At 45.2% G+C, this 13,924-nt stretch carries 13 protein-coding genes; 8 read left to right on the forward strand and 5 right to left on the reverse strand.

All coding sequences use genetic code 11. The features are described from left to right. Positions 1–293 precede the first annotated feature (293 nt). The 6 genes from NIES2104_RS23165 (at position 294) to NIES2104_RS23190 (ending at position 6,929) form a co-directional block, all read left to right on the forward strand. Entirely contained in the window at positions 294–2,555 is a 2,262-nt protein-coding gene (locus tag NIES2104_RS23165) for an amylo-alpha-1,6-glucosidase (protein ID WP_059000607.1), read from the forward strand. Positions 2,556–2,832: 277 nt separating this feature from the next. After that, positions 2,833–3,747: a macro domain-containing protein gene (locus NIES2104_RS23170; RefSeq protein ID WP_059000608.1), complete on the forward strand. Its 915-nt coding sequence runs from the start codon at positions 2,833–2,835 to the stop codon at positions 3,745–3,747. 69 nt (positions 3,748–3,816) lie between these two features. Continuing rightward, positions 3,817–5,097 (forward strand): hypothetical protein, encoded by a 1,281-nt coding sequence (locus NIES2104_RS23175; protein WP_202815109.1) that lies wholly within the window; start codon positions 3,817–3,819, stop codon positions 5,095–5,097. Positions 5,098–5,174: 77 nt separating this feature from the next. After that, positions 5,175–5,513 (forward strand): DUF433 domain-containing protein, encoded by a 339-nt coding sequence (locus tag NIES2104_RS23180; protein ID WP_059000609.1) that lies wholly within the window; start codon positions 5,175–5,177, stop codon positions 5,511–5,513. After that, entirely contained in the window at positions 5,507–5,857 is a 351-nt protein-coding gene (locus tag NIES2104_RS23185) for a DUF5615 family PIN-like protein (protein WP_059000610.1), read from the forward strand. Before NIES2104_RS23180 ends, NIES2104_RS23185 begins: the two co-directional genes overlap by 7 nt. A 283-nt stretch (positions 5,858–6,140) precedes the next feature. Then, on the forward strand, positions 6,141–6,929 hold the full coding sequence (locus NIES2104_RS23190; RefSeq protein ID WP_059000611.1) for a DUF1028 domain-containing protein: 789 nt from the start codon (positions 6,141–6,143) through the stop codon (positions 6,927–6,929). 4 nt (positions 6,930–6,933) lie between these two features. On the opposite strand, the gene NIES2104_RS23195 is transcribed toward NIES2104_RS23190, so the two are convergent. From NIES2104_RS23195 to NIES2104_RS23210, 4 genes are all read right to left on the reverse strand, one after another. Then, entirely contained in the window at positions 6,934–8,229 is a 1,296-nt protein-coding gene (locus NIES2104_RS23195; RefSeq protein ID WP_059000612.1) for a response regulator, read from the reverse strand. Positions 8,230–8,301: 72 nt separating this feature from the next. Next, positions 8,302–9,420: a DNA-processing protein DprA gene (dprA, locus tag NIES2104_RS23200; protein ID WP_059000613.1), complete on the reverse strand. Its 1,119-nt coding sequence runs from the start codon at positions 9,418–9,420 to the stop codon at positions 8,302–8,304. A gap of 35 nt (positions 9,421–9,455) precedes the next feature. Next, the gene (locus NIES2104_RS23205; RefSeq protein ID WP_059000614.1) at positions 9,456–10,097 is read right to left on the reverse strand and encodes a DUF2301 domain-containing membrane protein; all 642 of its coding nucleotides are present in this window, start codon (positions 10,095–10,097) and stop codon (positions 9,456–9,458) included. Positions 10,098–10,191: 94 nt separating this feature from the next. After that, the gene (locus NIES2104_RS23210; protein ID WP_059000615.1) at positions 10,192–10,539 is read right to left on the reverse strand and encodes a single-stranded DNA-binding protein; all 348 of its coding nucleotides are present in this window, start codon (positions 10,537–10,539) and stop codon (positions 10,192–10,194) included. A 73-nt stretch (positions 10,540–10,612) separates the two neighbouring features. On the opposite strand from NIES2104_RS23210, the gene rfbB reads away from it, so the two are divergent. Together rfbB and NIES2104_RS23220 are read left to right on the forward strand one after the other, a co-directional pair. After that, positions 10,613–11,638: a dTDP-glucose 4,6-dehydratase gene (gene rfbB / locus NIES2104_RS23215; protein WP_059000616.1), complete on the forward strand. Its 1,026-nt coding sequence runs from the start codon at positions 10,613–10,615 to the stop codon at positions 11,636–11,638. Between the two features lie 93 nt (positions 11,639–11,731). Continuing rightward, positions 11,732–12,406 carry an FHA domain-containing protein gene (locus NIES2104_RS23220; RefSeq protein WP_059000617.1) on the forward strand — a complete coding sequence of 225 codons (675 nt, stop codon included), beginning with the start codon at positions 11,732–11,734 and terminating at the stop codon, positions 12,404–12,406. Here NIES2104_RS23220 and NIES2104_RS23225 read toward each other — a convergent pair. Beyond that, a complete protein-coding gene (locus tag NIES2104_RS23225) occupies positions 12,403–13,881 on the reverse strand; it encodes a CoA-acylating methylmalonate-semialdehyde dehydrogenase (RefSeq protein ID WP_059000618.1) in 1,479 nt (492 codons plus the stop codon). The genes NIES2104_RS23220 and NIES2104_RS23225 overlap by 4 nt on opposite strands. Positions 13,882–13,924 lie beyond the last annotated feature (43 nt).

Raw genomic sequence — 13,924 nt, forward strand, 5'->3', positions numbered from 1 at the left:
GGGATACTACCACGTTTGGGCACAGGGCAGAATCGTTTTTGGATAGAGATTATCGCAGCTTTGTAAGCAAAATGTTACGCGAATTGGCACTCGAAGATCGAGGGGTGAATGTAAGAGAACTTTGACTTATGGATTCGACTTAAAAAGAGATCGATCGTAATAAAAGAAAATCAATCAGAATCGTTTGGAACCTCCAAAATACTGAGCGCATCATCGTTAAAATAGTTACGATTTATATTTCGTTTGAATTGTTTAAACTTCTCAACCCCGCTCCTCTAGTCCCCATTTGACCAATGACTTCAGATCTGCTTGAACTCGACGGAAGAAAGTTTGTCCCAGCCGACCAGATGCCCATTCCCGATTGGGCTTCGGTTTTGAATGAGCGCCCTCAGCCGATTTTGACGCTCAAAGATGATGATATGTTTTTGCTAACCGATACGTTTGGCAATATCGGTGGCTCGTCAGATGAAGGACGCAGCAGCGGTTTAGGACTGTTTTGCAACGATACCAGATTCCTCAATCGCTTGGAATTGCAGCTTGATGGACGATCGCCAATTTTGCTCAGTAGTACGGCGGAGAAAGGGTTTGTGCTGTCGGTGCTGTGTACCAATCCGAGACTTGACGATCGCATTCCCGCAGAAACGATCGGGATCAAACGCGAGTTAGTTCTAAATGGCGGATTGTTTGAAGAGATCGAAATCGCGAACTATAGCACTGAGCCTGTCGAATTTGAACTCAGTCTGAGCTTTGGAGCCGATTTCATTGACCTATTTGAAGTGCGTGGATTTGGGCGAAGTCAACGAGGCACGATTCTGAGACGATTGCCCTCAGAGCCAAATGATGTTGATGATGTCGATTCGTTTGTGGCGGTTGATGAATTAGGACAATCGCCAATGGAATTAACATTGGCTTATCAAGGGTTAGATGGTTCGATTCTGGAAGCTCGTATCGATTTTGTTCACTATCAGCCGGACACGCTAAAAGGTTACACCGCTGTTTGGCGGCTCAAGTTTCAACCGCACGAAAAACAGACCTTTGGCTATCGATTGCAGCCTTTAAGCAATGGTCGCCCAGTTTCTAAAGTGAGTGCGCCGATTACGTTATCTCAAGCGAAAGCAGCAGAATTTGCAGAAGAGCAACATTGGCGGCAACAAGTGACGCAGATTCGATCAGATAAAACAACGTTCAACCGAGTGATCGAACGTGCAGAACAAGACGTTTACCTGCTGCGGCAAACTTTCGGAAAAAATAAAGCCTTGTCTGCGGGAGTTCCTTGGTTCTCAACTTTATTCGGGCGAGATTCGATCATTGCTGCCTCGCAAACTTTGTTACTTGATCCGCAGATTGCACGAGAAACGCTGACAATTTTGGCACATTATCAAGGCAAGATTGACGACGAATGGCGTGAGGAGCAACCCGGCAAGATTCTGCACGAAATTCGATTCGGAGAAATGGCGCGTTGTCAGGAAATTCCACATACGCCGTATTACGGAACCGTCGATGCAACGCCACTTTGGTTGATGCTGTATGCGGAATATTTCTCTTGGACAGCGGACTATGAAACGCTCGATCGATTGTGGGGTAATGCCCTCGCTGCAATGGATTGGATCGATCGCAATCTGAAAGAAACCGGATACCTGAGCTATCAGCGTAAGTCGAAGCGCGGATTAGATAACCAGGGCTGGAAAGATTCTGGGAACTGTATTGTCGATCGCAAAGGCAAACTTGCTCAAGGTGCAATTACACTTTGCGAAGTTCAAGGCTATGTCTATTCAGCAAAAGTTCGATTGAGCCAAATTGCTCGAATGAAAAAGCGGATTGATCTTGCCGATCGCTGGGATGAAGAAGCTCGCGATCTCAAAGTTCGATTCAATCGCGATTTCTGGATGGAAGATCAGGATTTCTGCGCTTTGGCGCTCGATGGTGATGGAAATCCGGTCGATAGTATTACCTCGAATCCGGGACATTGTTTACAGCTCGGAATTTTTACGCCAGAGAAAGCTTACAGTGTGGCGGAACGGTTACGTGCTCCAGATATGTTCAACGGTTGGGGCATCCGGACATTGAGTAGCTTATCGCCTGCATACAATCCGATGGGCTATCACGTTGGATCAGTGTGGCCTCATGACAATACGTTAATCGCGATCGGGCTTCGTTCTCTCGGTCTAATCGATCAAGCCTTGGAACTGTGTAAAGGCTTGATTGATATGACGCGACTCCAACCGTATCAGCGCCCGCCCGAATTGTTCTGCGGATACGATCGCACCGATGACAATGAACCTGTCCAGTACCCAGTTGCTTGTACTCCGCAAGCTTGGGCAACGGGCAGCGTTTTCCAACTGGTTCACATGATTGTGAATTTGGTGCCCGATGCACCGGGGAACTATCTACGGGTGATTGATCCAGCTTTGCCGGAATCGATCAACTATCTTGCGTTGAAAAATCTGCGAGTCGGTCCGACATTGTTGGATCTTGAATTTGAGCGATCGGGGTCTTCAACCTCCTGCCGCGTCTCGAAAAAACGGGGAAATCTGCGGGTCGTTATTGAAGCGTAGGTAACAGTTCCAAGGGAGCGGTAGAAAATAGGCTGAAGTTTTCCGTATATTCATCCACCTGAGCGTACTATACGGAAAGATTTCCACATATCATTCCAAAATCGTGTAATATGCCGAAAATATTCTGTGTATTATGCCGATTTGGAACGATATGTAGAAAGTTTCCGTGTAATAAGAGTTAGACCGCCCGTAATCCTTTGAAACATTTTTTACAGTCATCTTCTGGTAGTAAAAATGAGATTAGTTTATTATTTAGTCGAGCAGCACTTTAAGCAGTGTGTATAATTTAGAACAAATTCTCAAAACCCACGCAGTTGCAATGGTGAAGCGCGGTCTTTTTCATAGAGTTATTTTAGGATGCAAGAAAAAGCCATTTAAAGTTTTCGTTAGTACATTCATTGCTTATGCCGCTATCTGGACTCTTCTAGATCCCCTTCTCAGTATGGTGTCATCAGCACAAAAATATTTTTCAGGAGAACTGAAGTTTTTTATTCTAGTACTTGTCAGCAGTTTAATTGGGCTAGGTAAAACCGCATTGCCAGGAGAAATAACGCTCCAATATGCTAACTCAACAATAAAAGTAGTTTTTGATGACTTATTTGCATCTGATGGGTTCAAGGTAGTTCCCGTCAGCAGATACTTTCATGAAATAGAGGTGATACCTACAAGTTTACAGAACAAGATTATCCAAATGTTTGTACAGTCTGCGGAAGGCTCAAAAGGCTCTGAGGCTTATGAAAAAAGCTTGTCTTCTGCTCTCCAAAGTACTAAATATGAAGAAATATATAGACCTGCTACAAATAGAGAAGAAAAGTACTATCCACTCGGTACAACAATACCTCTTGGGCTTAATGGAGATGACTATCTACTATTTGCTCTCACTGACACCGAATTGAAAGGTTATATTCCTCATGACAATTGTAGTGTTTCTAAAATGTGGGTCGCTCTAGAGATCTTTTGGCAGAATGCAAGAATTCATTCGCGTGGTAGCTCTTTGAATATACCGTTGATAGGCAGTGGAGTAACTGGTATTAGATTAAACCAAAATCAAATTCTTGAGCTAAATCTACTATCGATCGCAAATGCTATTGAAGAAGGAGGCAAGATAACTACTGAAGAAATCAGAATAGTTCTTCATTCTAAATATATGGAAATTATTGACTTAAACGATTTTCAAGATTTATGGAAGTGAAACATATTATACTGATTCGCTTTTCTAAAAACTGCTCATCATCAATCTAGAAACTGTGTCAAAAGTATCATGATGCCAACCGAAGATCCTTGGGAAGAAAATAGCTTTCAGGCAAATATGTTCGCGGACAACGCTGAAAATGGCTCCACAAATGCTGATGATGAAGAAATAGTTGAAGAAGAACTGCTAGAAGACGAAGAGCCATTAGAGGATGAAGATTTATTGGAAGGAGCCTCTAAGGAAAGGAAACGTTCTCGAACCTCAAGAACTTACCCTGCTGGATCGTTCGCTGATTCACTGGAGCTTGGCGCAGCAATCTACGAACATGCTGGAAATAGAGTCCGCCGTTTAACATTGCTTGAGAAGATCGGACGTTCTCCGACAAGTGGTACTACTCGGCAAATGATCACAACTTCGGGTAAGTATGGGATCACTAAAGGATCGTATAACGCCGAATACTTAGAATTGTCTTCAGAGGGTCAGATAATCTTTGATAATTCCAAGTCTCCTCGAAATGTTCTTCAGGCGAAATTTACTCTCGCAATTGATCAGATTCCTCCCTTAAAGAAGCTATATGGTGAATATGTTGGAAAGCGCTTGCCAGCACAGGAGGTAATGCGAGACTTCCTTAAAGAATCTGGAGAGCAAATTGATGATTTCAAGGAATGCATTGATTTCTTTATTGTTAACGTTAAGGATTTAGGTCTTCTCCGAACTATAGGAGGAGCAGAAACACTGATTCCAATAGAACAGGCACTTGAAGAGCTTCCAGGTCAATATATTGAGCGTAATTCTCAGCCTGTCATAACTCAGAAAATGGATTCGGCTTCTGAATCAGAAAATGCAGAAATGCCTCATTCTTCTGTTTGGGATAGCATTTGCTTCTACATTACTCCGATTGGAGATGAAGACAGCGAACAAAGAAGGCACTCTGATCTATTTCTTAGTTCGCTAGTAGAACCAGCGGTTTCTGAACTTAACTTGCGAGTCATTCGTGCTGATAAAATTGGTCAGCAAGGGCTAATTACAACGCAAATTATAGAACACGTAAGAAGATCTCGTCTCGTAATAATTGACTTATCTTTTTTGAATCCGAATGTGTTCTACGAAATGGCTCTTCGTCATGCATGTAAGCTGCCAGTTGTTCACATTATTAGAAAAGCTGATCAAGTACCTTTTGATGTGAGTCAAAGCCGCTGCATCATAATTGACAATACTGACATATATTCCTTCGTTCCAAAAATCCAGACTTATCAAGCAGAAATTGCGACTCAGGCTCGGAAAGCTCTTGAAGATCCTGAGCATCGCGGGAATCCTATTACGGTCTTTTATCCTGAATTCTGGAAGTAGCGTGGATAGGGTTGATCGATATGCTTTGAAGTAGACGAGGGTTTGTTACTATCGAAGTATTGAACTCAATTATGCTTATGACATTGACAATAGTGGCTGAATCTGCTCCTCTACAAGCGAATGAAGATGGTGTAATTCTTATTGGAGGAACTCGTGTAACCCTAGATACTGTGGCTGCTGTCTTTAATCAAGGTGCAACAGCAGAAGAGATTACTTACCGTTATCCCTCTCTGAATCTAGCTGATGTCTACGCTACGATCGCCTTCTATCTGAAGCATCAATCGGAAGTAGAATCCTACTTACAACAACGACAGCAGAAATCGCAAGAAATTCGGGAAATGAATCAAGCCAGGTTTGACTCGCAAGGCTTGCGTAATCGTCTTCTTGCCCGCAGAACTGAGCAGGAAGCATGTTGAAATTTCTGGCTGATGAAAACTTCGATAATATGATCGTTCGAGGATTATTTCGGCGTAATCCAACACTTGATATCATTCGTGTCCAAGATGTTGGACTGTCAGGCAAAGATGATCCAGCAATTTTGGAGTGGGCTGCACAAGAAGGGCGAGTTCTACTTACTCACGATGTCGCTACGATTACTCGCTATGCCTACGATCGAGTTAGGGAAGGGCAACCCATGCCAGGAGTTATCGAAATTAGCACAGATGCTCCCATCGGTCGGGTTATTGAGGATGTTCTTGTATTGATAGCGTGCAGTCAGGAGGGAGAGTTGGAAGGGCAAGTTCAGTATCTCCCGTGGTGAAGCGGTCTAACAATCCCAATGCAGCGGACGAGCAAAGTCTTCGCGCTTCGTTTCTAGCTCCCTCATCGCCGCTGATTGGGAACGTTATATGATGTTGAAAATTTTTCGTGTGAACCTCACTTTGCTCGATCGCTCAAATTCGAGATCCTCAACTTCCTGGTGCGTCTCAGAAAAACCGGGGAATTTTCGGGTCGTAATTGAAGCGTAGATAACAGTTCCAGGTGCGCGATCGATGATATCAAGGGGTAATATCTCCACATTATTCTTAGTGATTTAGGACTCTATGACATTCTCGATCGTAGCTTGGGACTCACAAACGCAAATGACCGGGATTGCTGTAGCGACGAAACATCTAGCAGTCGGATCGCTTGTGCCTCATGTGAAAGCTTCTGTGGGTGCGATCGCAACACAAGCTCAGACTAATCCCTTACTCGGAATTCACGGCATTCAACTGTTAGAACAACGAATCGCCAGTGAAGGAACAGCGAACGAAATCACTGTCGAAGACATTATCTATTTACTGCTAGAGAACGATCTAGAAGCAGACGACCGCCAACTGCATTTAGTCGATCACAATGGGCAAACCGCCGCTTGGACTGGGAAAAACTGCGTGGATTGGGCGGGACATTTGACCTTTCCAGAGTTTTCGGTAGCTGGAAATATGCTGGTTGGTGAGCAAGTGCTCACCGCAATGGCACAAGCGTATCAAGCAAAAGCAGGCATGGAGTTTTCAGAGCGACTATTGCAAGCGTTGGAAGCGGGAGAACGAGCAGGCGGCGACAAACGCGGCAGACAGTCGGCGGCAATTTATGTGATGAATCAAGACGTGTATCCACATCTTGATTTGAGAGTGGATCATCATCAAGACCCGATCGCACAGCTACGATTTTTGTTTGAAGAGTCCCGCAAAGATTACTATCAATCGTTCCGTCAAACGATGCCGTCTCAATGTCTTCGTACGCATTCAGTTACGGCGAATGAATTGGCGAAACGCATTCAAGATGTAATTCGCAAAAAGTCGAACTTTAAAGCGATCGAATCCCCTTTAGAAATCACAGAGCCGCGTCGTTAAAACATTACAGGGGAAGCTCGATCATGAATTCTGTGCCCTGACCTGGAGCAGAATTGCAGGTGAGGCTTCCTCGATGTCTTTCCACAATGATTTGATAAGCGATCGCGAGTCCCAGCCCGGTTCCTTTTCCGACTGGCTTTGTGGTAAACGAGGGCTTGAACATTTCCTGCTGTACTGCTTCGGTCATTCCAATTCCGTTATCTCGAATCCGAATCGCGATCGCTGCTGATTTCAGTTCAGTCACGACATGAATTTGATTTGGATTGGTGACGATTTCAGCGTAAGGTTTTCCTCGATTGGATTCATCGATCGCATCGATCGCATTCGCTAACAAATTCATAAATACCTGATTTAGTTGCCCTGGGTAACATGAAATCGGTGGTAAATGTGCATAGTCGCGAATAATCTGAATCGCGGGACGATGCGAATTCGGTTTAATTCGATGTTGTAGAAGCAGGAGAGTACTATCTAAACCGTCTTGAATGTGAAGTTCGATCGTATTTTCATGATCACTCCGGGAAAAAGTTCGCAGCGATCGACTAATGTGAGCAATCCGATCCGTTGCCACTTTCATCGTCGCGAGCAGTTGAGTTAAATCCTGTGTGAGAAAGGGTAGATCGATTTCTTCAGCATCTTGAACAATCTCAGCAACCGGATCAGGATAATAACGGTGATACAAATGCAAATGGCTGATTAAATCCTGAACATATTGGTCTGCATGAGCGAGATTACCAGAGATCGAATTCAGTGGATTATTGATTTCGTGCCCGATTCCCGATACCAATTGACCGAGCGTAGACATCTTTTCTTGGTGGATTAATTGCAATTGAATTGCTTGCAAATCATTTAGCGATCGAGACAGTTGCTCGGTTCTTTCTGCTACTTGTTGTTCTAGCTGATCATTGAGGTTTTTTAGCTGTCGAGTTTGTTGGCGCAGCTTTAGATGAATTTGCACACGAGCAATCACTTCAGTCTGCTGAAAAGGTTTAGTAATATAGTCAACCGCGCCCAGGTACAAACCTTTGGCAATATCTTCGACATTAGAAAGCGCACTCATGAAGATGATTGGAATGTCTTGAGTTTTGGGATTGGACTGAATGCGATCGCAAATCTCAAACCCATCCATTCCCGGCATTACCACATCTAATAGAATCAAATCCGGTGATACTGTCTCTAGTTGGCTTAATGCTTCTTCGCCGCTTTTTGCAACTAAGGTGTTGTATCTCGCCAACACCTCGACCAAAACCTGCGCGTTGGTTGCGTTGTCGTCCACAATCAAAATGAGACTTTGTGCTGTCATGCCACCCAAAAAGGAATAGAGCAACGTCAAAATTGTTTGAGCGTTGAAAAACTGTGCCTATTGTAGAGGGACTTACTGGATTTGGTAGCGCATTCCTGGAACTTGTGTGACCAGTCCGAGCAATTCCAACTGCATTAAGGAACTGGATACCGCTGCCGTTGGCATTTCTGCGGTTTGCACGATTAGATCGAACGGAGCGGAGGGATGATTCGATTGCTGAGCGATCTCATAAATTGCTTCTAACACGGTTGCAAGTTCGGGCGCTAAATCGATCGTCGGGATCGATAGCTGATTCGCCTGATCTAACTCTGGAATCGTTCCCAAGTGTGCCATCAATTCGGATTCGCCCAAAATCATCTGCGCTCCTTTGCTAATCAAGTCTAAACATCCTGCCGATCGCGGATTATCCAAACTTCCTGGAAGTGCATACACGTCTCGCCCGTATTCGTTTGCTAGAGTTGCCGTGATTAATGCTCCTGATTTCGTCGGGGCTTCGATGACTAGAACAGCGCGAGACAGAGCCGCGACGATGCGATTCCGACGAGGAAAGTGAGTGCGATCGGGCTGTGTTCCCGCTGGATATTCGCTCAATGCTAATCCCGTTTCTAGTAGCTGCTGATACAAACAGCGATTCTTCGCAGGATAGACCAAATCAACTCCGGTTCCAAGAACTGCGATCGTATTACCTCCAACATCTAAGCAACTCCGATGAGCTTCCGCATCAATCCCATCTGCTAACCCAGACATCACCGTAAATCCATGTTGTGCCAGCGTTGTACTAAGTTTGCGGGTCCAACGTCTGCCATAGTCTGAAGGTTCGCGAGTGCCCACGATCGCAACGGCGCTTTGGCGATCGAGATCTCGCAGTAATTCAACTCGTCCGCGATAGTAAAGCACCGGAGGCGGATCAGGAATTTCAGCGAACAACTGAGGATAATCAGAATCAGCCGGAGTGAGAAAATTCTGGGATTCGTGGTCTTTGAAAACGCGATCGACGTTGAGCTTATCTCGATGCTGACAGATTGCAATCGCGCTTTGCTGACCAATTCCTTCAACGATTGCAAGTTCTTCCGGTGTGACTGTCCAAGCTGCTTTTAAGCTACCCAATTCAGCGTGAATTCTTTTTTGTAAGATGGCTCCGACACCGGGAATTTTTGACCAAGCCAACCAAAATGCGCGATCGTCACTCAAAGAACTATCCTCAAAGCAATAGTTTTAGTATTCCCTTATGTCGTAGCTTTTGATTTAGCGGTTGTTTTCAAATACTCAAACACACTCTTATCACCGATGTCGGGTGGAATCGGTTGAATCAGTTTTCGGATTGCAAACACCAGAAATAAAGCTGACCAAGCTGCTAATAAAGCTTTTTCCCATAAAATCGGCAACCATCCGACCAGATGCCCAAGGAGTAATAATGGAACGATCGGAGTGAGTAACTTTGTCTCAAATCGATCGGAACAAAACGCCTCTTTGAAAAAGATTCCGGTCAATGAGGCAAACGTAAATCCAGTTCCAAGAATCCAAATCGGATGCTGATAAACATACAAAGCCATTGGATCAGAACTTACAAATAAAAGCGCGATCGAAGCGAGTCCCCCGATCATCCAAAATGCTTGAAGGGCTAAATGCAGTGGTTTCACATAGATGTGAATGGTAAATAAACTCACTCCTAACGCCGTCCAGAACACGAAGTAGAGCGGCGTGATCCAAAACGTATTTTGTAACAGAACGAGTCCGGTTGCGATCGCAAAACTCAAAGCTGCGATCGCTAAACCCCCTCGATAAAGGAGCACACCTTGGCGATCGTGATCATCGATCGTGAATGATCCGAATTGTCCTTGATATACGATCGGCTCTTGAGTTTGCATAGAACAATCGAAAAAGCGACTCTTCTATGCTACTCCTCAGCCTTCTAATCTTCGAGTGCTTGAATTGCCAGCAACAATTCTTCTCAAACATTTTCTAACGCAAACTTCGCACCACATAATCTGGTAGTGATTCCGCATCAGCCGAATCTTTGAAGGTGATTAACTTGAGATAATTCGTTTCATCTCCTTCACCTTTGCCATTCGCCCGCGAGAACCAGATCGCCGCTCCAAACTTGCGATTCTCCCCGCTCCGACGAGTGTAAACATGACCACACCAAACCACTTTAGTCACGCCATGTTCATCCTGACTAATCGGAGTTGCCCCAATCTTTGACCAGTCGAATTCCTTGTAGTTTTTTAAGGGGCGCTGCCAGTTCGGGGGATTGCTGCCTGCTAGCACTTTAAGGACAATCAGCAACTCTTTCAGGGTGTCATCGTTCATGGGAGTCAATTAGTAAGTTTGATCTATAGATATTATGCTACAAATCTTCGAGCAGTGATTCTAAATCGATCGTATGACACATTCAAAACGGTTGCTCGTGACAGGTGGCGCGGGATTTATTGGCACGAATTTTGTTCAGTACTGGTGTGGAAAGTACCCAGACGATCGCATTGTCGTTTTAGATGCGCTTACGTATGCGGGAATTCGAGGGAATTTAGCTTCATTAGAAAAACGAGAGAACTTTCGATTTGTGCATGGGAATATTTGCGATCGCGCTTTGGTCGATTCGCTGTTAGCAGCCGAGCAGATTGATACGATCGTGCATTTTGCAGCAGAATCACATGTCGATCGATCGATTTCTAGTCCTGCTGCTTTTGTGCAAACCAATGTCATCGGCACGTTTACCTTACTTGAAGCCTTTCGCCACCATGCAGAAACATGCTCTACAGCAAAATTTCTCCATGTTTCAACCGATGAAGTTTATGGTAGTTTAAGCGCGAACGAGCCAGCTTTTACAGAACAAACTCCATACGCCCCGAATAGTCCTTACTCTGCATCCAAAGCAAGTAGTGATCACTTTGTTCGCGCATTTTTCAAAACTTATGGTATTCCAGCTTTGATCACACATAGTTCTAATAACTATGGAGCTTATCAGTTTCCTGAAAAATTGATTCCGTTGATGTGTATCAATATGCTGACGGGGAAGCCTTTACCGATTTATGGTGATGGGTTAAATATTCGCGATTGGCTCTATGTTGAAGATCATTGTCGTGCTTTAGATGCTGTGATTCAACGCGGTCAAATCGGAGAAACTTACAACATTGGGGGCGGGAATGAAATTACGAATCTTGAGTTAGTCAACGTGCTATGTGAGTTGGTGAATGAACTTGCAGCGGCATTACCTGTGCGTCCTTGTCAGAAATTGATTACCTCTGTGCCGGATCGACCCGGACACGATCGACGATATGCGATCGACATCACCAAAATCAAAACCGAATTGAACTGGGAGCCGATCGAGCAAATCGAAACCGGATTACGAAAAACGGTTTTGTGGTATCTCACGCATCAAGATTGGTGGCGATCGCTGCGTTGTGATTGAGATCAAGATCTTCACAGTCGCAGAATCTATCTTTTGAGGGAAATCTAGGGGCAATACATAGCCCCGATTGCATCCTGATTTGAGGAAATCCTCATGAAGCAAGAATTTTACAGCCCCGATGACCGCGCCTCGATTCTTTCTGCTGCAAGTCAATCCCCCGATGCGCTGGCTGGTTTTTGGGAAGAACTCGAAGTCGAACTCGATGCGGAAAATCCTGAAGAACAGCAAATCGCAAAAAGTTCGACTTTAACGATCGAGCGCGATGCCCAAGTCACGATCGAACCGCCGCCCGGAATGCCCGATGCTAAACCCCGCTACGTTCAAGGGGTCGTGGTGGGCAAGCAAGTCTATTTAGTGACGAACTTGCTCAAGCAGGAATCGATTACGCTAAGACAGCCGCAAATGGTTTGGACGATCGGACGAAATCGATCGGCGGCTCTTCCCTTACAAGACCGTAAGCTGTCCCGTCGTCATGCGGTGATTCTTCATCAGCCAGATGGGTTTCACTTTATCGATCTCAACAGTATGAACGGGTCTTATATCAATGGCGTAAGAGTTCAACAACGCCAAAAACTTCAGGATGGAGATTGTATCTGTGTGGGTAGCACTCGCTTTTTCTTCTTTTTCAGCGCTCAAGAACGAGTGACCGAAGCCCTGCATCCTGAAGTATTGGCGCGATTGAATAATGCAGAAACGCGGAACGGCGAATTTATTGACTTCTCAGAACTAAACGAAGAGATTTCATTCAATCTGAATAAAGTTGATTAGAACTGTCGTGTCCAATCATGCCAGCGTTCGACAATCACTTTCGTTTGCGTGAAAAACTCGATCGCGTGCCATCCCTGCCCGTGTAGATCTCCGAAAAAGCTTTCTTTCCACCCACTAAACGGAAAGAACGCCATCGGAGCCGCAACCCCAATATTGATGCCGATGTTTCCCGCTTCAGCTTCGTAGCGGAATTTTCTCGCGGCTGCACCACTGGACGTAAATAAAGATGCCATATTGCCGTATTGACTGCGATTCACAAGCGCGATCGCATCGTCGATCGTTTCTAAATGAATCAAGCTTAGCACCGGACCAAAAATCTCAGTATTCGCAATCTCTCCTACTGGATCAATGTTCTGCAAAATTGTCGGGCGAACAAAATAACCGTTTTCATAGCCCGAAACTTTCGGCGATCGACCATCCACTAAAACGGTCGCTCCTTCGGTTTCAGCTTGTCCGATAATCGTTTCGATTCGCGTCTTACTTTGATCATTGATCACCGGACCCATTTGCACCCCAGAATCAAGCCCGAATCCGACTTGTCGAGTTGTTGCTGCTTCTGCGATCGCATCCGTAAACGTCGTCTTTGCACTTCCGACCGTAATCGCCACCGATGCCGCTAAACAACGCTGCCCAGCACATCCAAAAGCACTATCCGCCATGATCTTCGTGGTCATCGTAATATCCGCATCCGGCAGCACAATCACCGGATTTTTGGCTCCCCCTTGACACTGCGATCGTTTCCCATTCGCCGCTGCCCGACTATACACATATTTCGCCACCGGACTCGATCCGACAAAGCTAATGGCTCGAATCGTTGGGTGATCTAGTAAAGCATCAACGACTTCTTTTGCACCATTGACTAAGTTCACCACACCTTTCGGTAAGCCTGTTTGTTCAAGTAGGTGAAAGATTTTCTGCATGGTTAAAGGAACACGTTCAGAAGGCTTGATGATGCAAGTGTTACCACACGCGATCGAATACGGCATAAACCAAAACGGAATCATACCCGGAAAGTTAAACGGCGTAATGATTGCCGTCACGCCTAACGGTTGGCGGATCATGTGTTCATCAATGCCACGGGCAATATCTTCGGAGTTGTAGCCCTGCATCAAGATTGGAATTCCACAGGCAACTTCAACATTCTCGATCGCTCGTCTCATTTCGCCTTTTGCTTCTGCGATCGTTTTTCCACATTCGAGCGTGATTGTTTGGGCAATGTCTTCAAAGTGTTCTTCGAGCAGAGCTTTGAGCTTGAACAGATATTGAACGCGCTCGGTAGCGGGAGTTCTTCTCCAGGTAGAGAAAGCCGTTTGAGCGGCAGTGGTAGCACGATCGACTTCAGTGGCGGGAGAGAGCGGAACTTTGCTGAGAACTTCGATTGTGGCGGGATTAATGACTTCTAGATAGGTTTCAGCAGTTGGAGTAGACCATTCACCGTTGATGTAGTTTTGAACGATCGAAGCAGGTTGCGTCATGGGATTTCCTCACTCTGATATCGATCATAATGTGCCGAGTCAA

It is taken from the genome of Leptolyngbya sp. NIES-2104, assembly GCF_001485215.1.
Taxonomy (GTDB): domain Bacteria; phylum Cyanobacteriota; class Cyanobacteriia; order Leptolyngbyales; family Leptolyngbyaceae; genus Leptolyngbya.